17 protein-coding genes and 1 tRNA gene are annotated in these 18735 nt (G+C 67.6%); 15 read left to right on the top strand and 3 right to left on the bottom strand.

The window, feature by feature from the left end; translation table 11 throughout:
* Positions 1-192: 192 nt before the first annotated feature.
* From G4H71_RS02155 to G4H71_RS02145, 3 genes are read left to right on the top strand one after another with little or no spacing between them, the layout of a single operon-like run.
* Entirely contained in the window at positions 193-1230 is a 1038-nt protein-coding gene (locus tag G4H71_RS02155) for a ferredoxin reductase (RefSeq protein WP_083342915.1), read from the top strand.
* A gap of 46 nt (positions 1231-1276) precedes the next feature.
* On the top strand, positions 1277-2458 hold the full coding sequence (locus G4H71_RS02150; RefSeq protein ID WP_072739323.1) for a fatty acid desaturase family protein: 1182 nt from the start codon (positions 1277-1279) through the stop codon (positions 2456-2458).
* Between the two features lie 30 nt (positions 2459-2488).
* Positions 2489-2764, top strand: coding sequence for a hypothetical protein (locus G4H71_RS02145; RefSeq protein WP_072739240.1), 276 nt, complete (start codon positions 2489-2491; stop codon positions 2762-2764).
* 98 nt (positions 2765-2862) lie between these two features.
* Here G4H71_RS02145 and gdhA read toward each other — a convergent pair whose 3' ends face one another.
* Complete coding sequence (gene gdhA / locus G4H71_RS02140; protein ID WP_083342914.1) at positions 2863-4206, bottom strand: NADP-specific glutamate dehydrogenase; 1344 nt, start codon at positions 4204-4206, stop codon at positions 2863-2865.
* 249 nt (positions 4207-4455) lie between these two features.
* Here gdhA and G4H71_RS02135 point away from each other — a divergent pair, with 249 nt between their 5' ends.
* The 9 genes from G4H71_RS02135 to G4H71_RS02095 all read left to right on the top strand — a co-directional run bounded on the left by G4H71_RS02135 (position 4456) and on the right by G4H71_RS02095 (position 13211).
* Positions 4456-4938, top strand: coding sequence for a hypothetical protein (locus G4H71_RS02135; RefSeq protein WP_246442626.1), 483 nt, complete (start codon positions 4456-4458; stop codon positions 4936-4938).
* A gap of 142 nt (positions 4939-5080) precedes the next feature.
* Positions 5081-5833: a helix-turn-helix transcriptional regulator gene (locus tag G4H71_RS02130; protein ID WP_169847180.1), complete on the top strand. Its 753-nt coding sequence runs from the start codon at positions 5081-5083 to the stop codon at positions 5831-5833.
* Between the two features lie 76 nt (positions 5834-5909).
* The gene (locus tag G4H71_RS02125) at positions 5910-6872 is read left to right on the top strand and encodes an ABC transporter substrate-binding protein (RefSeq protein WP_072739247.1); all 963 of its coding nucleotides are present in this window, start codon (positions 5910-5912) and stop codon (positions 6870-6872) included.
* Positions 6869-7756, top strand: a complete 888-nt coding sequence (locus G4H71_RS02120; RefSeq protein ID WP_072739248.1) for a siderophore-interacting protein — start codon at positions 6869-6871, stop codon at positions 7754-7756. The genes G4H71_RS02125 and G4H71_RS02120 overlap by 4 nt, the downstream gene beginning before the upstream one ends.
* 42 nt (positions 7757-7798) lie before the next feature.
* Positions 7799-8725 carry an NAD-dependent epimerase/dehydratase family protein gene (locus G4H71_RS02115; protein WP_072739250.1) on the top strand — a complete coding sequence of 309 codons (927 nt, stop codon included), beginning with the start codon at positions 7799-7801 and terminating at the stop codon, positions 8723-8725.
* A 160-nt stretch (positions 8726-8885) separates the two neighbouring features.
* Complete coding sequence (locus G4H71_RS22765) at positions 8886-9308, top strand: sigma factor-like helix-turn-helix DNA-binding protein (RefSeq protein WP_072739252.1); 423 nt, start codon at positions 8886-8888, stop codon at positions 9306-9308.
* Between the two features lie 339 nt (positions 9309-9647).
* Positions 9648-10910, top strand: a complete 1263-nt coding sequence (locus G4H71_RS02105) for a PucR family transcriptional regulator (protein ID WP_072739253.1) — start codon at positions 9648-9650, stop codon at positions 10908-10910.
* Positions 10911-11049: 139 nt separating this feature from the next.
* Positions 11050-12426, top strand: coding sequence for an ABC1 kinase family protein (locus tag G4H71_RS02100; protein ID WP_072739255.1), 1377 nt, complete (start codon positions 11050-11052; stop codon positions 12424-12426).
* 134 nt (positions 12427-12560) lie between these two features.
* On the top strand, positions 12561-13211 hold the full coding sequence (locus tag G4H71_RS02095) for a TetR/AcrR family transcriptional regulator (RefSeq protein ID WP_072739257.1): 651 nt from the start codon (positions 12561-12563) through the stop codon (positions 13209-13211).
* A 13-nt stretch (positions 13212-13224) separates the two neighbouring features.
* On the opposite strand, the gene G4H71_RS02090 is transcribed toward G4H71_RS02095, so the two are convergent.
* Positions 13225-14220, bottom strand: coding sequence for an AraC family transcriptional regulator (locus G4H71_RS02090; RefSeq protein ID WP_072739259.1), 996 nt, complete (start codon positions 14218-14220; stop codon positions 13225-13227).
* Between the two features lie 81 nt (positions 14221-14301).
* Here G4H71_RS02090 and G4H71_RS02085 point away from each other — a divergent pair, with 81 nt between their 5' ends.
* Positions 14302-15135, top strand: coding sequence for an NAD(P)H-binding protein (locus G4H71_RS02085; RefSeq protein WP_072739261.1), 834 nt, complete (start codon positions 14302-14304; stop codon positions 15133-15135).
* Between the two features lie 62 nt (positions 15136-15197).
* A complete protein-coding gene (locus tag G4H71_RS02080; protein ID WP_072739324.1) occupies positions 15198-16220 on the top strand; it encodes an NADP-dependent oxidoreductase in 1023 nt (340 codons plus the stop codon).
* Positions 16221-16270: 50 nt separating this feature from the next.
* Here G4H71_RS02080 and G4H71_RS02075 read toward each other — a convergent pair.
* Positions 16271-16347, bottom strand: a tRNA-Arg gene (locus G4H71_RS02075).
* Positions 16348-16515: 168 nt separating this feature from the next.
* Here G4H71_RS02075 and G4H71_RS02070 point away from each other — a divergent pair.
* Complete coding sequence (locus G4H71_RS02070; RefSeq protein ID WP_072739263.1) at positions 16516-18552, top strand: bifunctional copper resistance protein CopD/cytochrome c oxidase assembly protein; 2037 nt, start codon at positions 16516-16518, stop codon at positions 18550-18552.
* The last annotated feature ends 183 nt before the right edge of the window (positions 18553-18735 follow it).

The raw sequence follows: 18735 nt of genomic DNA, 5'->3' as shown, positions 1-18735 counted from the left end.
GTCTCTGTGTCGGCCGTCACATCTCGATTGACAGCTCCCCCCGGGCTCCTGTCACACTGTATTCAGTGTACGACCGTGCACCGAAAAAAGGAGGCCGCTGTGACTCAGCTCCAGCCCAGGCGAGCGCGATCGAGGTCGTCGGTCCTGTCGTTCCTCGACGGGAAGCTCTCGCCGCTGTCGCTGCTCGAGTCGATGGCCACGCCGCACAGCGTGGACCGCTACCTCGAGTTGATCGCACCGTCGGTGACGGCCCGCGAGTTACGGGCCGAGGTGGTGCGCGCCGAACGCCGGACCGCGGACACGATCACCTTGACGCTGCGTCCGACCAGGCAGTGGCGCGGGTTCGAAGCAGGTCAGTTCGTGCAGCTCGGCGTCGTGGTCGACGGTGTCCGGCACACTCGATGCTTCTCCCCGGCAGGCTCGGCGGTGTCCCGTTCGGGTCTGATCGAGCTGACGATCAAGGCGCAGGCCGACGGCTATGTCACGCGTCATCTGCGCGAGCACGCGGAGCCGGGCGCGGTGTACGCGCTCTCCCAGGCCCAGGGCGAATTCCACCTGCCGACTCCGCGTCCGCCTCGCATCGTTCTCGTCAGTGGCGGCAGCGGCATCACGCCGCTGCTGTCGATGGCGCGCACGCTCGTGGACGAGAAGTACACCGGCAACGTTACGTTTGTTCACTATTCGACTACCGCCACCGACGTGCCCTATCTCGACGAGCTGTGGGCACTGGGTGAGGCCGCCCCCAACGTCAACGTGGTGCTCGCCTACACCGGCGACGACGACGGCGGACATCTGCGGGGCTTCTTCGGGACGCATCATCTCGACGCCGTCGCGCCCTGGTACCGCGATGCCGAGACGTACCTCTGTGGTCCGGGGCCGTTGATGCACTCCGTCCGGGAGGCCTACCGGGCCGAGGGGATCGAGGATCGGCTGCACACCGAGGAGTTCGCGCCCGCACAGGTGGGGTCCGGCGAGGCCGGGGGAGAGCTGACCTTCGCGGCGAGCGGCGTGCGTGCCGAGAACACCGGCGCGACCCTGCTCGACCAGGCCGAGTCCGCGGGTCTGTCCCCGGAGTACGGCTGCCGCATGGGCATCTGCTTCACCTGCACGTCGGTGAAGACCTCCGGATGCACGAAGAACGTGCGCACCGGGGAGGAGGACACCGAGCCGGACAAGCCCATCCAACTCTGCGTCTCGGTTCCCGTCGGCGACGTCGTACTCGACATCTGACCGCCACCGCACATCGATATTCGTCCACCCAGGTTTGGAGACCGTCATGTTCGGAATCTCGCTCCCGTTCCTTCCCGTTCCGTCGTTCCTCTCCGGAAAGTCGGAGACGAACGACCAGGAGCCGGTGGTGCTCAGCCACCAGCAGGTCGAGGAGATCGGCCGTGAACTCGACGCGCTGCGTGACCGCATCGTCGCCGACCTCGGCACCGAGGATCGCGAATACCTCTACCGGATCATCAAGGCACAGCGCGGGCTCGAGGTCGCCGGGCGTGGCCTGTTGTTCCTCGGGTTCTTCCCGCCGGCCTGGATCGCCGGAGTCGGTGCCCTCGGTGTCTCGAAGATCCTCGACAACATGGAGATCGGTCACAACGTCATGCACGGTCAGTACGACTGGATGCGTGAACCCGAGCTCAACTCCCGCGAGTTCGAGTGGGACACGGTGTGCCCGGCCGATCAGTGGCGACACTCGCACAACTACATGCATCACACGTACACCAACATCGTCGGCCGCGACCGGGACATCGGGTACGGCATCCTCCGCATGGACGAGGGGCAGAAGTGGAATCCCTACTACCTGGGCAACCCGGTGTGGGCGTTCGGACTGATGCTCTTCTTCGAGTGGGGCGTGATGATGCACGATCTCGAGGCCGAGAACGTCGTGCAGGGCAAGCGCAAGTGGCACGACGTCAAGCCCCTCCTGCAGGGATGGTGGCGCAAGGCCGGACGCCAGGTCCTCAAGGACTACGTCGTGTTCCCGGCACTGACCGGGCCGCTGTTCGTCTCCACCCTGGTCGGCAACGCCGGCGCCAACCTGATCCGCAACGTGTGGGCGTACTCGATCATCTTCTGCGGCCACTTCCCGACGGGCGTCCAGACGTTCACCGAGGAGGAGACGGCAGAGGAGACCCGCGGCGAGTGGTACGTCCGGCAGATGCTGGGCAGCGCCAACATCGAGGGAAGCCCGCTGTTCCACATCATGTCCGGCAACCTCTCGCACCAGATCGAGCACCACCTGTTCCCGGACCTGCCGGCCCACCGCTACCCGGAGATGGCGCCGGCGGTGCGCGAACTCTGCGAGAAGCACGGTCTGCCCTACAACACCGGAGGGTTCTTCCGGCAGATCGGTTCGGTGTGGGGGAAGATCTTCAAGCTGGCACTGCCGAACGGCTGGACCGGGAGCACGCCTGCACCCGGTGTTATCGTCGAGCGTCAGAAGACCGCAGCCTGAGAGCCGTTCGATCCTGAGAGGTGTTCGACCATGGTGGGGAAGTTCGAACGACGCAAGGACACCGTCCAGGAGTTGACCGAGTCGGCGGCGACGCACGTCGGTCAGATCGCGACGATCATCGCCGGCGCAGTCCGTGATGTCACCCGCGAGATCGGGGACTGGGTGTCCGACGGCATCGAGATGCGCGAGGCCGCGAAGCGGGCTCGCGAGGACGAGCAGGAGGGCGAGATCGTCGACGTCGACGTCGAGGTCACCGAGGTGGAGATCGACGAGGACGGTCCCGGCACGTCGGCTCCACGCGACTGACCGACCGGCACGAGAACACGCACCGAGACGGAAGGGCTGGGAAGCAACAGCTTCCCAGCCCTTCCGTCGTGTCGAGAGGCCGTCGTGTCGAGCCGCCGTCAGATGACGCCGAGCGCGTTCATCGCGTCCGCGACCTTGACGAACCCGGCGATGTTGGCGCCGTGCACGTAGTCGCCCGGCAGCCCGTACTCCTCGGCGGTCGCCACGGTGCGTTCGTGGATGCCGGCCATGATTCCCGCCAGGCGTTCGTCGGTGTACTCGAAGCTCCACGAGTCGCGAGAGGCGTTCTGCTGCATCTCGAGCGCGGACGTGGCGACGCCACCGGCGTTCGCGGCCTTGCCGGGGGCGAAGGCGACCTTCGCCTCGCGGAGCACCTTGATCGCCTCGGGAGTGGTCGGCATGTTCGCGCCCTCGGCCACGACGCGGACGCCACCCTTCACCAGGGCGCGTGCCGCGTCCTCGTCCAGTTCGTTCTGGGTCGCGCAGGGCAGTGCCACATCGCACGGCACCTCCCACACCGAGCCCCCGCTGACGAAGCGGGCGTGGGAGACCACGTCGGCGTACTCGGAGATCCGGCCCCGCCGCTGTTCCTTGATCTCCTTGACGAGATCGAGGTCGATGCCCTTCTCGTCGACGATGTAGCCGGCCGAGTCGGAGCACGCCACGACGGTGCCGCCGAGTTGCGCGATCTTCTCGATCGCATAGATCGCGACGTTGCCCGAGCCGGAGACGACGGCGGTGGTGCCGTCGAGGTCGCGGCCCACTGCCTTCGCCATCTCGGCGACGAAGTAGGCGACGCCGTACCCGGTGGCCTCGCGGCGTACCTGCGAGCCTCCCCAGGTGAGCCCCTTGCCGGTGAGCACGCCGGATTCGTAGACGTTGGTCAGTCTCTTGTACTGGCCGAACAGGTAGCCGATCTCGCGGCCACCGACGCCGATGTCCCCGGCCGGGACGTCCGTGTACTCACCCAGGTGCCGGTGCAGTTCGGTCATGAAGGACTGACAGAAGCGCATCACCTCGGCGTCGGTGCGGCCCTTGGGGTCGAAGTCCGATCCGCCCTTGCCGCCGCCGATCGGCAGGCCGGTGAGCGAGTTCTTGAAGATCTGCTCGAATCCGAGGAACTTCACGATGCCGAGGTTGACGCTCGGGTGGAAGCGCAGGCCGCCCTTGTAGGGGCCGAGTGCGCTGTTGTACTGCACCCGGAAGCCCCGGTTGACGTGCACGTGGCCGTCGTCGTCCACCCAGGGCACGCGGAAGATGATCTGCCGCTCGGGTTCGAAGAGGCGCTCGAGGAGCCCCGACTCGGCGTACTCGGGACGGCGCTCGAGCACGACCTGGAGCGACTCGAACACCTCGGCCGCGGCCTGGTGGAACTCCGGCTCGCCGGCGTTCCGAGCACGCACCTGCTCGTAGATCGCCGTCACCCGATCGCGCGCGTTCACCCGCATACCTCGTCTCGTCAGTTAACAAATCGTTTACAAACGGGACTATAGGCCGGTCGGCGGGTGGGGTGGGACGCGGGCGTGGTTGCGTGGCCGTAGCCGCTGGTCGGGCGACCGCCCGGGGCCACCGCCGGTGCGGCTCGTCACACAGGCACGAGGTGCGTCGCCTCGGGAGAGATGAATCGTCGTCGGTGACCCAGGGGTGGATCTAGAGTCGACACCGACCCGAGACGAGGCGGAGGAGGGATCGTGGTCGACACCGAATCGGCCGGCCGCAGAATCAGCGCGTACGTCTACGGCAACATCCTGGTTCTCGCGGCACTGGTTCCGCTGGTGACCACGCCCGAGTACCTCGGTATCGCGATCGTCGCGGGAACCTCGTTGTCGACGTTCATCGCGCACGTCTTCGGTGAGGCTGTGGCCCAGTCGGTGCGGACGGGCCGTGAGCTCGGCAGGGCCGGGAGGATCGCCGAACTCCGGGATTCGTTGCCGATCTTCTCGGCTGCGGCGCTGCCCTGCGCGATCCTGGCGCTGGCGTGGATCGGGTGGCTGGAGCCGCGTACCGCGCAGATACTCGCCGAGATCACCGTGCTGGCGCGCATCTGCTCGATCGTCTGGGTGGTGCGCAGGATCCAGGGCAGGCCACCCACGCCCGGAACCACCGTCGCCGCGATCGGTCTGGGTGTCGTCGCCCTCCTCGTCGTCGCCGTCAAGGTCGTGCTGACTCACTAGGCTCGTCGGGCCGGGAGCGCCGGCCTCGGGCACGATTCGGCTGCTACCGTCGGCCCTCGTGCGAGTAGCGACAGGGGGCCGGCCGATGTCGCAGGGCGGACCGGATCGTTCGGAGTGGCGCATCGGCACGAACGAATTCACGGTGCCCCATCGTGTCGAGTGGGAGCCGCATGCGCATGCGACGTATCACGAGCTGGTGTGGGGGTGCAAAGGTGCGCTCACGGTCGAGACCGATGAGGGGTACTTCGCCATCCCGAGCGGGTTGGGACTGTGGATTCCTGCCGGTGTCCGGCACCGCGTGGTCGCAGCCGCGGGGACAGCCTTCCGGTGCACTTTCGTCGTCGTCGAGGTCACCGCCGTCGCGCCCACGGTGACGGCCGTCTTCCTGCCGGAGGTCGTGCGGGCAGTCCTCGAGCGCCTCGAAGCGAACCCGGTCCTCGCTGCGGCTTCGCGGATACATGCCGAGGAACTCGCTTTCGACCTCCTCGAGCCGGTCGAGATCGCCACGGTGGACCTGCCCTTCCCCTCGGATGGCCGAACCCGCGCCGTCGCGGAGGCGATCCTCGCCGACCCGGCGGACAACCGCGCGATCGACGAGTGGGGTCGCGTCGTGGGCTCGAGTCCGCGGAACCTCTCTCGTCTCTTCAGCGCCGACACGGGTCTGAGCTTCGCGCAGTGGCGCACTCGCGCGCGCATGAGGCGGGCTGTCGAGTGGCTGGCGGCCGGTCAGAGTGTCTCCGGTGTCGCTCGCCGCGTGGGGTATGCGACTCCGAGCGCATTCGTGCAGGCGTTCCGGCGGGAGATCGGTCTCACGCCCGGGGAGTTCGCCTCCGGTCACGACCGTGGACAGGACAAGTTGGCTTCTCTGCGACATTCTTTGTCCGGCTTGCGATAATCGGCCAGGGCATAGTAGGTAAGGCAACCCTCCATGTGAGGTGCTGCGTCCCCCTACGGCAACGGAAGACACAACTATGCGTTCGAAATCTCTGCCCCTACTCGCCGTCGCGGCGGTCAGTGTGCTTCTCGCCTCGTGCTCGGGTCCTCAGGAGGACGGTGACCAGGCGGGAAGCGAGACGATCGACGTCACCACGCCGGTGGGCGCCGAGATCGAGATGCCGGCCGAGCCCCAGGCCGCTCTCGGCTTCTACACGACCGACGTCGACCTGCTCGTCACGCTCGGCTTCGACCTCGCAGGCGCGCAGCCGATTCGCGACACGTACTCCTCGTACCCCGAGTTCTTCCCCCAGGAAGAGCTCGCCGGGGTGACAACCTTCGGCAACTTCCCCGAGTACAACCTCGAAGCCGTGGTCGCGGCGGAACCCGACTTCATCCTCAACGGCCTCGGCTACGAGGAAGGCCTCGACGGGCAGTTGCAGCAGATCGCGCCGACGTACACCTACAACGCCTTCGACGGCAGCGACTGGCGCGACAGCGCCGAGCGGGCGGCCCGGGATCTCGGCCGCGAAAGCCAGTGGCAGGAGTGGGTCGACGCCTACGACGCACGGGTGGCCGACATCCGTGGACGTCTGGACGAGGCCGGGATCGACCCCGTCGTCGCCGACATCGCCTGGTACGAGGGCCAGGCCACCGCACAGTGCCGCGGAGTGCCCTGCCTCGTCTTCGCCGATCTCGGCCTGCGGATGGCACCTCTGACGAATGCCGACGAGAACGGCGTGCCCAGCGGGGACGCCGTGCCGTTGAGCCCGGAGCAACTCGACCGGCTGGCGGACATCGACGTCGTCTTCACCGCCCAGCAGCAGGGTCAGCCCATCGCGATCGAGGAGGACGCGAATCTGCGGCAGAACCCGCTGTGGGCAGCGCTGACATTCGTGCAGGACGAGGAGATCCACGGGTTCGACACGGAGATCGTCTTCGGGTCGCCCAGCGGCCAGGACGCGTTCCTGACTCTCGTCGAACAGGCGCTCCTCGGATGAGCGTCGATCTCATCCATCGCCTCGTCGTCCAGCGGGTCGAACACCTCGGCCCGGGCATGGTCCGAGTCGTGTTCGGTGGCGAGGGTCTCGAGGGATTCGCCTCCACCGGCGTCGGCGACGAGTATCTCCGGATCTTCTTTCCCGACGAGCAGCACCGTGAGCCGATCCTGCCCCGGCCCACCGAGGCCGGCTGGGAGTACCCGGAGGGAGTCGCAGCGGCGCCGATGCGCACGTACACGGTGCGTGCCTGGGACGAGGTCTCGCGTGAACTGTCGATCGACTTCGTCGTCCACGACGGAGGCGTCGCCGCGGCGTGGGCCGTCGCGGCGACACCCGGCGACGTCGTGGGGGTGAACACGCCCAAGGGGCTGTATGCGCCCCCCGCGGGCATGCAGTGGCAACTCCTCGTCGCGGACGCCACGGGTCTGCCCGCGGCCGTTCGCCTCGCCGAGAACACCCCGGAGGGCGTACGCACCCGGGTCGTGCTCGAGGTTGCCTCCGCGGACGACGAGTTGGATGTCGCGCTCCCTTCCGCCGTCGAACTGCACTGGGTGCACGGCGGCAACGGACGCGGCCCCACGAGGATCGAGGAGATCGTGCGAGCGGCCGAGTTGCCGGACGGGCCGGGGTACATCTGGGTGGCCGGCGAAACGAAGGCCACGCGAGGGGTGCGGCGCCACCTGCGCCACACACTCGGGTTGGCCTCGACGGCGTACAAGGTCGTCGGCTACTGGACGGAGAACGCCGAGGTCTGGCGCGAACGATACGAGAGCCTTCCGGACGATGTGCGTGCCCGTCTCGGTGCGATGTGGCAGGACACCTCCCGTGACCGAGACGACATCGAGGATGCCTACGTCACCGAGTTGGAGAAGCTCGGCCTGTGAACATGCTGCGTCACCGCCGCCTTATCTCGTACAGTTTCGTTCATGATCAGTGTGCTGGTGATCGGTGCCCGAGGTGCCGTGGGATCCACGGTCGTCTCGACCCTGCGGGACCGGGGGCATCACGTGACTCCCGCCGGGCGCCGGGCCCCCGCGGGCGGGATCGCCCTCGATCTCGGTGCGGGCGATCTCCGGGAACTGACCCGGGCGGCGCGCGAGCACGACGTGATCGTCAACGCCTCGGGGGTGGAGAACACCTCGCTCGGTGAGGTGGCCGGGAACGCGGTGTTGGTGGACATCAGCGCCACCGGCTCCTACCTGGCAGCACTCGCGTCCAGATCGCCGAAAGCTCCGATCGTGCTGGGTGCCGGGATCGCGCCGGGGGTGAGCACCGTGCTCCTCGCCGAGCTCGACTCCCGCGCCGCCGACGAGGTGGACGTGGCGGTCACCCTCGGCTCCGGGGAGAAGCACGGGGCACAGGCGGTGGAGTGGACAGCCGGGCTGCTCGGAGCCCCGATCGCGGACACCGCCGGTGACGGTCCCGTGGACAACTTCCGCGAGCATCGCCACTTCGACGGACCCCGTGGCCGCCGCCGTTACCTGCGCGCAGATTTCCCTGACCAGGCACTCGTCGGCGGCGAACGGGGTCTGCGCGTGCGGAGCTGGCTGGCACTGACCAGTCCGGTTGCCACCTATGCCCTCGAATTGGTCGGCCACGCACCGCGATTGGGTGGGCTCGTTCGGCGCACTCCCGCGTTCGGGAGCAGCAACTGGGAGATTGTCGCAATGAACCGGCGTACCGGCGAGGCCCGTCGTGCGAGCGGTATCGGACAATCCCGTGCCACCGCGCTGGTCACCGCGCTCGCCGCGACGAGGGCTGCCGAGAATCCGCCGACGCGACCCGTCGCACTGGACGCGGTTCTGAGCTCGTCGGACCTCGCCGGGCTGCCCGGGATCGACCTCGAATCCTGACGAGCGTTCCTCCTCCGTCGGTACCGGGGGGAGTCATCCGTGGGAACGACGGATTCGGGGTGGAAATAGGTCTTCTCCCCGATGTGCTGCCCGGCAGTCCGTTGAATGATCTGTGGTGACAGGCGAGTCGAGCCGACTGCACGGGGATCGGGGTCGTGACATGAGTGTTCTCGAGGGGCGAATGCTGTCCGCCGTCGAGGCTGCCACCGACGGTAGGAGGCAATCCGTGGAGGAGGGGATAGCCATTCTGTGGCCCCACGTGGTCCGCTACTGCCGAGCCCGCGCCGCCGACCGTGCCGCGCACCAGGTGTGCCTGGACGTAGTCCGTGAGCTGCCGAGAATCGCCGAACACCGGCACGTGGTGCGGGAGGTGTACCGCGTCCTCGGTCGATCTCTCGCCGAGATCGAGGATGTGCCGCAGGGGAGGGTGGCGGGCCCGCTGGGCAGGCTCGATCCCGATTCCCGGGAGGTCATCACCCTGCGGGTGATCGACGGGTTGTCCGTTCGTGACACCGCAGCCGTACTCGGACTCCCGGTGGGGAAGGTGCTGTGCATCCAGCACGAGGCCATGCGCACCCTGTGAGGGTGGTGCCGCGGCGAGGGTCCGAATAGTGAGCGGTTCTCATCATCGCGGGTGAGCGAACCACCGCGTCGATCGGCCTCCATCGACGTTGCCGCAGTTCACAGCGCTGGAATCGGGTCGGAAACAGCGGCGGAAAGTAGAGTAGAAGGTGAGCAGTCGCTCACTCTACAGTGATGGCCACGCGAACACTTCGCAGTGTGAGCCATCGCACCGAAGGTGGCGAGTGTATTGCCGCGACAGCGTCGAACACTGGCCTTCCCGTTTCGCGCAGCGGAAGAAGGAACCGTCGCCACGACACCTGCTCGGCGTTGCGGGCGACACACCCGATGGGAGTCGACGATGACGATCCAGCTCGAACAGGCACCGATGTGGAGCCCACTGCGCGACGTGGGAAACCTGACCAACCAACTGGTCGAGCATTTCGTCGCGAACGTGGCGACCTGCCGAACCCTGCCGGGTGACGCGATCGCCGGTGATGTCACCGCGGTGACCCGGATGTGCCTGGAGATCGTGGGCGGTGTCATCGACGGTCGTGACGTGACCGACAAGCTGAACCGGCTCTCGATCGCTGCGGCCGGGTGGGCGCACGAAGGGGTGCCGATCGATCCGATCCTGCGCGCCTTCCACGAGGGAGTGCGGGTGAGCATGGACCTGGTCTATGCACCGGCTACGTCCCACGACCGCCAAACCATGATCGACGGATTCCGGACGATTCTGTCGGTCTCGGATCTGATGTGTACCACCGTGACCCGTTCCTACCTGAAAGAACAGCGTGAGGTCGCCGGAGAACACCACACGGCGGTGCACACCCTCCCCACCGCCCTCCTGGCCGGTCGATCGACATCGACGATGGCCCGCGAGTGCGGAATCTCCGTTGCCGACGAGTATTCGGTACTGGCGCTGTCGATCCCGTCCCACCCCGACGAACATCACGAGCGTCTCGACGGCTCCGTCGTGGCGCGGCGCAAACTGCGCCGCGTGCAGGCGGCGCTGGCTCACCACTGTGGCGAATGGGTCCTCTCGCTGCTGTCGGTCGACGGCGGAACCGTTCTCGTGCCGACCGACCTGATGGACGACACCGAACTCGATGCGCTCATCGAATCCCTCTCGGCCGCAGCTCGTGTCGAGATCACGGCCGCACTGGTCGTCGCGGCGACCGTCGACCTCTCCGCCGCAGCCCGACGCGCCCACGAATTGCTCGACATGGTCGAACGGCTCGAGTGCACGCCGAAGCTCTACCGATTCGACGAACTGGCCCTGGAGTACCAGCTCACTCGGCCGGGCCCGGCCCGCAACCGGCTCGGCGAACTCCTGGCGCCGCTGGACGGCCATCCGGAACTGTACGAGACTCTGCGGATTCATATCTCCAACAACATGAATCGCCAACGCACCGCCCGGCTGATGTACATCCACACCAATACCGTGGACTACCGACTTCGTCGTATCGCCGCACTCACCGGACTCGACCCCGCGCAGTCCTCGGGTATGTGGCAATTGCGTTCGGCGATCATCGCACGCAGTCACCAGGCGTCACCGGCATCGGCCGTTCGGCGCGAGGCGGGCACGCGGCCCGTTCGACGAGCCGGCAGGAGAAGGGCCTGATCGCCCACGTGTCCTGCGGATGCACGGTTGGCCGCCGCGGATTCGATGTCTACGCTCGTGGAAGACGGCGATGTGCAGCTCGGTTGTCCGGAGTCGCGCAACATGCAGTTCCGATCGGCTCGTGAGGGAGGTTCGAACGATGGGGGCTCGTGTACCGAAGGGTCGATTCGCCAGAGGTGCACGAGTCGGCGGTCTGGTTGCGGGGCAGGTCACGCGCGGTATGGCGACGAAGCTGTCGGTCCTCGGTCGCACGGAGGAGGTCCGTCGACGATTGACCGAACGATCGACGATGGTTGCGGCGCAGCAACTCGTCACCGTTCTGGGAGAGATGAAGGGCGCGGCGATGAAGCTGGGCCAGATGTTGTCGGCGGTAGATCTGGATCTGGTACCCGAGGCGCATCGGGACCTGTTCAGGGGCAAGCTCGTCGAACTCTGTGATCGCGCGCCGACGGTCGCGTTCGCGCAGATGCGGACGGTGATCGAAACCGACCTCGGTCCGATGGCGCGAGTGTTCGCGGAATTCGACGAGACCCCGATCGCCGCGGCCTCCATCGGCCAGGTGTATCGAGCTCGGTTGCACGACGGCCGCCGGGTCGCGGTGAAGGTGAAGTATCCCGGTGTCGACGAGGCTGTCGCGGCGGATATGCGGAATCTGATGTTCTTCAGCCGGTTCTTGAAGAATGTCTTGCCCAGCGCTGCGGATCAATCGGTCATCGGGGAGATCGTCGAGAACCTGGGTAGAGAGCTCGACTACGAGCGCGAGGCCGCGACTCAGCACCGAGTGTCGTCGCGTTTTCGCGGCCACCCGTTCATCATCGTTCCCGGAATTGTCGCCGAGTTCTGTGGTCGGCACGTCCTGGTCACCGAACTGTTCGACGGCGAGCAGTTCGACCGGATGCGGGAACTGCCCGGGGCCGACCGTGATCGGATCGGCGAACTCATCTATCGCTTCTACATCAGCGCGCTGTTCGCGGACAACGAGTATTGCGGTGACCCGCACCGCGGCAACATTTTGCTCGGCCGGGACGGTACGCTCGGATTCGTCGATTTCGGCTTGTTCAACCGCATCGACCCGGTCGATGTGGAGCTCGAGCGATCGGTGATCAGGGCCGCGGGGGAGGGTCGGGCACAGGACATCTTCGACATGTGGGTTCGTCGAGGCATCGTCGATCCCGACGCGGGGGTTTCCCCGAGCGATTGCATGGATTACGTGCTGGCCGTGGAAGGCTGGCATCTGGTGGACGAGCCGATGACCATCACCACCGAAATGTCCACCAGCGCGCTGTTTCTCGCCGTCGATCCACGGATGGCTCAGCATCAGGAAATGCGTCATCAGCTGTTGCCGCCCGAGCACGTCTTCTCCCGCCGTACCGTCCTGTTCACGCTCGGTGTCCTCGGGCAGTTGGAGGCGACGGCGAACTGGCACACCCTCGCCTCGGAGTGGCTCTATCACGAGCCGCCGGCGACCGAGATGGGGCGTGAGATCGAGAGGTGGAAGAATTCGCAGATCTGCTGACCTGTCAGCTCGCATCCGGCCCGTTCGAAGAACACGTCCAGATCCGCGCTGCCGGGCCGGGGCGGCGGTGTAGCGTCTGGCATTAAGATGAGTGTCGCTCATCTTCGGCGAGGTCATCGGAGAGGAGGGCTCTCTTGACGCAGAAGACGCAGAAGGCCGCGGCGCGACGAAAGCGCCCGACGCAGGCACGTGCCGTGGCGACGCGGGAGCTGATCCTGGAGACGGCCACGCGGTTGTTCGGGGAGCGCGGTGTCGCCGACACCTCGACGAACCGGATCGCGACCACCGCCGGGATCAGTATCGGCACACTGTATCGATACTTCAACGATCGCTCCGAGATCGTCTCGGAGTTGCTCGATCGGGTGATCAGGCAGGTGGAGAGCGCCTTCGCCGACCTGACTCCGGGCGTCCCCGGAATGACCGGTCTGGTGAGCGTGGACTCGGCGACCGAGGTGGTATCGGCGACGCTCGCCGTGTCCCTCGATGTCCTGGTCGACAATGCGGCCCTGATCGAAGCGCTGGTCGGAGAAGTGCAGTTCTACAGCAGTGGGCTCCCGGAACTGGAGTCACGACTGCGCATGCTGTTCAAGGTGATCATCATCCAACTGATCGGCCCAGTCGACCACGCCACGCTGGAGACGATGACCTCGGTGCTCATCAACACCGGCTTTGCCGGGGTGCTGCGGGCGTCGGCGAGGGATGTGGATCCCGAGGAGCGTGACGCCGTCATCGCGATGACCTCGCGCATGTTGGGTACCTGGTTGTACAGCGAGGTTCGCTGGTGATGCGGGCGGGCGCTCAGTGGACGCCGACCGGACCGGGTCGATGTCGTTCGTGCACCGGGGACGCGAGGTGGGCCCGTGATCGGTGTTCGGTGGGCCGGACACCGAAGTGTCGGGTGAATGCGGCGCTCAGCGCATAGGAGGTGGAGTAGCCGACCCGCCTGGCGATGGTGTCGACGGTCGAGTCCGTTCGCCGGAGCAGGTCGGCGGCGAGGCTGAGCCGCCACGTGGTCAGGTAGGCGATGGGCGGTTCACCGAGGAGCTCGGTGAACCGGCGGGCGAGGGCGGCGCGCGAAATCTGTGCCTCTCGGGCGAGGGAGTGCACAGTCCAGGGACGTTCGGGGTGGGCATGGATCGCTCGGAGCGCGGCTCCGACGGTGGGGTCGGAGATCGCTTGGTACCACGGCGGCGGAGAGCCGTCGGGACCGGCGAACCAATCGCGCAGGGTGGCGATGAGGAGGAGATCGAGGAGCCGGTCGAGCACGGCCTGCTGTCCCGGATCGTCGCGGGCGATCTCGGCCTCGGTGAGGTCCAGATGCGCCGATGCGGAGTACTCGTGCGGCACGACGAGGACGGGCGGCAACGATCCCAGCAGGTGCCCGGAGACCTCGCCGTGGACGTAGTAGGTGCCGGTGAGGAGGACGTCGTCGCCGTCGAGTCGGGTTCCGCAGGTACGTATCCCGAGGTTCAGCTCGTCCGGGTCGACCACCTCTCCGGACGAGGTGGTGCACCGATCGGGGCTGTGCAGGACGTAGAGGGGCGGCGTGGAGACGGTGATGTCGTCGGTCACGGTGAAGGGCGCGGTACCGGAGACGATCGCCCGGTCCCGGTTCTCCAGGCGGACCGGGGTTCCGTTGTCCGGCACTATCCATCCGGCTCCGCGCAGCATGGTCACCAGGGTCAATGCCGCCCCGTCCTCGAAGCGGATCGCCCAGGGGCTGCCCATGATGTTCCGGCCGAAGAGCGCGCCCGCCGAGCGAACCTCGGCGAGCATCGTCGTCAGTGCGTCCATGGTTCCACCGTAGACGCATGCGTATCGGAATGAGATCCGTGACTATTCAGCGTCTTGTCGAGATCGCATTGACTGGATCACATGACGACACACACGATCACGGTTCTCGGCGGGAGTGGGAAGACAGGGCGACGGGTGGCGGCGCGACTCGACGCACTCGGCCACCGGGTGCGAGCGGTGTCGCGCCGGAGTCCCACGCGGTTCGACTGGAGTGACCAGGAGACGTGGTATCCCGTGGTCGACGGCGCACACGCCGTCTACCTCGTCCCCGACGACAGCGAAGCCGGCGTGGAACGGCTCCGCTCCTTCATCGCACTGGCCGCGGACTCCGGCGTGGTGCGGGCGGTGCTGCTGTCGGCGCGTGAATGGGCGGACATCGAGGACAAGGCGTCTCTGGCCCGTGAGGACATCGTGCGCCGGTCGGGACTCGAATGGACGGTGCTGCGTCCGGTGTGGTTCGCGCAGAACTTCAGCGAGGAGCCGTTCCTCGCCGACGGCGTGCGTGCGGGAGAACTCGCGTTCGGCACCGGTGACGGTGCGCACCCGTTCATCGATGCCGAGGACATCGCCGAGACCGGGGTCGCCGCGCTCACCGACGCGAGGCACGCGGGCCGGACATACGCGCTGTCCGGACCGCGCGCGATCACCCTGGCCGAGGCGGTGAGGACGATCTCCGAGGCCACCGGGCGGAGTATCCGACCGGTGCCGCTCTCGCTCGAGGCGTACCGGGACCATCTGTCCGAGCACTACTACCCGCCCGCCGTCGCCGACGGAGTCGTCGGCCTGAGCAGGCTTATCCGCAGCGGCGGCGATGCGTATCTCTCCGACGGGGTCCGGCAGGCGCTGGGCCGGGAGCCCCGGGACTTCGCCGACTACGCGGCGGCGACCGCCGCCACCGGAATCTGGACGCCGTGACAACGCACACGAACGACCTCCCGGACACCACCGTCTCTCTGCAGCAACAGGAAGGAACCGCCATGTCGTCACATGATCTGGACACCGGGCACGGGCAGGAACTGAGACTCGTCTCGCGCCCGACCGGTGAACCGCGCCAGGAGAACTTCGAGTTGGTCTCGGTCGAACTGCCGCAGCTCTCGGCCGGCGAGGTTCTGGTGCGGAACAGCTGGATGTCGGTCGATCCGTACATGCGGGACCGACTGGACGAGGCGGAGTCGTACATGCCCTCCTTCGAACTCGGTGCCGCGCTGGAGGGGAGTGCCGTCGGGACGGTCATCGCTTCCGCGGCACCCGAGATCGTCGTGGGCACCACGGTCTCGCACTTCGCCGGCTGGCGCACCCGCGCGGTGCTCGATGCTGCCGCCGTGGTGCCGATCGACACGGCGGTCGCCCGTCCGGAGGACCATCTCGGAGCGCTCGGTACGACCGGCCTGACCGCGTTCGTCGCGCTCACCGAGATCGCCCCGCTGCGGGAGGGGGATGTGGTCTTCGTGTCGGCGGCCGCGGGTGCGGTGGGCAGTGTGGCCGGCCAGCTCGCGCGGCGGCTGGGTGCATCGAAGGTCATCGGATCGGCCGGGGGACCGCACAAGACGAAGCGGCTCCTCGACGATTTCGGCTTCGACGCGGCGATCGACTACCAGGCCGGTGAACTCGCGGCCGACCTCGCCGCAGCGGCACCCGAGGGAATCGACGTCTACCTCGACCTCGTCGGCGGCGATCACCTCGACGCCGCCATCGACGCCCTGCGCATCGGCGGGCGAATCGCACTCATCGGTGCCATCGGCAAGTACGACAGCGAGGGCGCGGCGCCTGGTCCGCGCGACTTCTTCCGCGCCTACGCCAAGAGACTGACCCTGCGCGGCATGCTCGTCAGCGACCATCTGCACCGCTTTCCGGAGTACATCGGCCAGGCGTCCGAATGGATCGCCGACGGAACCCTGCGCGTCGAGGAGACCGTTGTGGAAGGACTGGATCAGGCGCCCCGGGCGCTGCTCGACCTCTTCCGGGGCGTCAACACCGGCAAGATGCTGGTTCGTCTCTGAGGGCTGGTCCGGGGCGCCCCGGGGCGAGGCCGGGAGCACAGGTCAGAAGTTGGTGCCCCCGGCAGGAATCGAACCTGCGACCTAGAGATTAGAAGGCTCTTGCTCTATCCAACTGAGCTACGGAGGCGCAGACGGCATATTACCCGGAGGGGAGATCGGGTCGAGCCGACAGCCCGAGCAGCCCGGTGGACATCCGCGTCTCCGACGCCGAGTAGACGCGCGTCTCCGACGCTGACTCGATACGCGTCTCCGACGCGGTGTCGTAGGTGGTGGCACCGCGTCTTACCCTGGTTACATGTCCACGACCGACCTCGCTCCCTCCGACACCGCGCCGCGGGCTCCCGCTCGATCCGGATCCGCGCCGATCTTCGTGGTCTCGGGGCTGATCGCGGGGATGGTCGCGGCGCTCGTCGTCGGGCTCTCCGCCTCCGAGGCCTTGGTTCTGCTCGGCATCCCCGATCCGGGGCCGATCACCACCTACGGGCTGCCCGCGGTCCGTGCCGTCGCCGAGATCGCGGCGGTCATCGCCATCGGTTCGCTGCTGCTCGCGGCGTTCTTCGTCCCTCCACAGAAGTCCGGCGTCCTCGATGTGGACGGCTACCGCGCGGTGCGCACCGCCTCGTATGCCGCGGTCGTGTGGGCCGCGTGCTCGGCAGTGCTCGTCCCGCTCACCCTGTCCGACACCTCGGGGCAGCCCTTCAGTGAATCGGTGAAACCCGCCAATCTGTTCCCCGCGATCAGTCAGGTCGAGATGGCCGACGCCTGGCGCTGGACGGCGATCATCGCGGTCGTGATCGCGATCTGGTCGCGGGTGGTGCTGCGCTGGTGGTGGACACCCATCATCCTGGTCGTCGCGATCGGCGGGCTCATGCCGCTCGCGTTCTCCGGGCACTCCTCGGCCGGCGGCAGCCACGACATGGCGACGAACAGCATGATCATGCACCTCGTCGCGGCGTCGCTGTGGGCAGGCGGGCTGTTCGCGCTGCTCGCGCACGCCCGCCGGAAGGGTGCCTACACCGACGTCGCCGCCCGTCGTTTTTCTGCCGTTGCCACGGTGTGCTTCGTGGTGATGGCGTTCAGCGGCATCGTCAACTCGCTCGTGCGGTTGCCGCTGTCGGACCTGTTCACCACCACCTACGGCCGACTCGTCGTGGCCAAGGTCGTCGCGCTCGCCGTGCTCGGCGTCTTCGGGTGGGTCCAGCGGCGACGCAGCCTCCCCGCGCTCGCCGCCGATCCGTCCAGCCGCCGCGCGCTGATCCGTTTCGCCGGCGGCGAGATCATCGTGTTCGCCGCGACCATCGGGCTCGCGGTCGGGCTCGGCCGGACGCCGCCCCCACCGCCCGCGTCCATCCCGACGGTCGCGGAGGTCGAGCTCGGCTACAACCTGTCCGGGCCGCCGACGTTCGTGCGGCTCGCCACCGAGTGGCGCTTCGACCTGATCTTCGGCACGGCGGCGCTCGTGTTCGCCGCCGTGTATCTGATCGGTGTGCTCACCCTCCGTCGGCGCGGTGACAGCTGGCCGGTCGGCCGCACCATCGCCTGGATCTGCGGTTGCGCCGTCCTGCTGATCGCCACCTCGTCCGGCGTGGGCCGGTACTCGCCCGCGGTGTTCAGCGTGCACATGGGCGCGCACATGGCGCTGTCGATGCTCGGCCCCGTGCTGCTCGTCCTCGGTGCGCCGGTGACGCTGGCGCTCCGCGCCTTCCGGCCCGCAGGCAAGGACGCCCCACCCGGCCCCCGTGAATGGATCCTCACCGCGCTGCACAGCCCCTACTCGAGATTCGTCACCCATCCGCTGGTGGCGGCCACACTGTTCGTCGGCGGCTTCTACGTGCTGTATCTCGGCGGTGTCTTCGCGGCCACCGTGGACTCGCACGCCGCGCACCTGCTGATGAACCTGCACTTCCTGCTCAGCGGATACCTCTTCTACTGGGTGGCGATCGGCATCGACCCTGCGCCGCGCCAGGTCCAGCCCGTCGCCAAGCTGGGCATGGTCTTCGGGTCGCTGCCGTTCCACGCGTTCTTCGGTGTGGCGCTCATGAGCACCTCGGTGGTCATGGGGGAGTGGTTCTACCGATCGCTGGGCCTGGGCTGGAACGACGATCTGCTCGGTGACCAGAAGCTGGGCGGCTCCATCGCCTGGGCGACGGGCGAGATTCCACTCGTGGTGGTGATGCTCGCCCTGCTCGTGCAGTGGTCGCGCAGCGACCAGCGCACGGCGACCAGGGTCGACCGGGCCGCCGAGCGCGATCACGACGCCGACCTCGCCGCCCACAACGCGATGTTCGCCGAGCTCGCTCGGCGTGAGCGCGAGCGTGAGGCCGGCCGCTGATCCGGGACGTCACCGACAGGCGAGCCGCGCTGTGCTCGTCGCTCGCACCCCGGCTCGCTCCGTGCGCCCCTAGCTGCCAGCGGATGGGGGTGCACGAAGCCGCACGCGGTGCACGAGCGCGAAACCGGTCACGCGGGGCGGATAGCAGGAAGGCCCGACACGCAGGCGGGAGCGGGCGTCGTC

The organism is Rhodococcus triatomae, from assembly GCF_014217785.1.
In the GTDB taxonomy this organism is placed as follows: Bacteria; Actinomycetota; Actinomycetes; order Mycobacteriales; family Mycobacteriaceae; genus Rhodococcus_F; species Rhodococcus_F triatomae.
The sequence above is the reverse complement of the archived record's forward strand: the minus strand, read 5'-3'. Positions and strand labels throughout refer to the sequence as shown.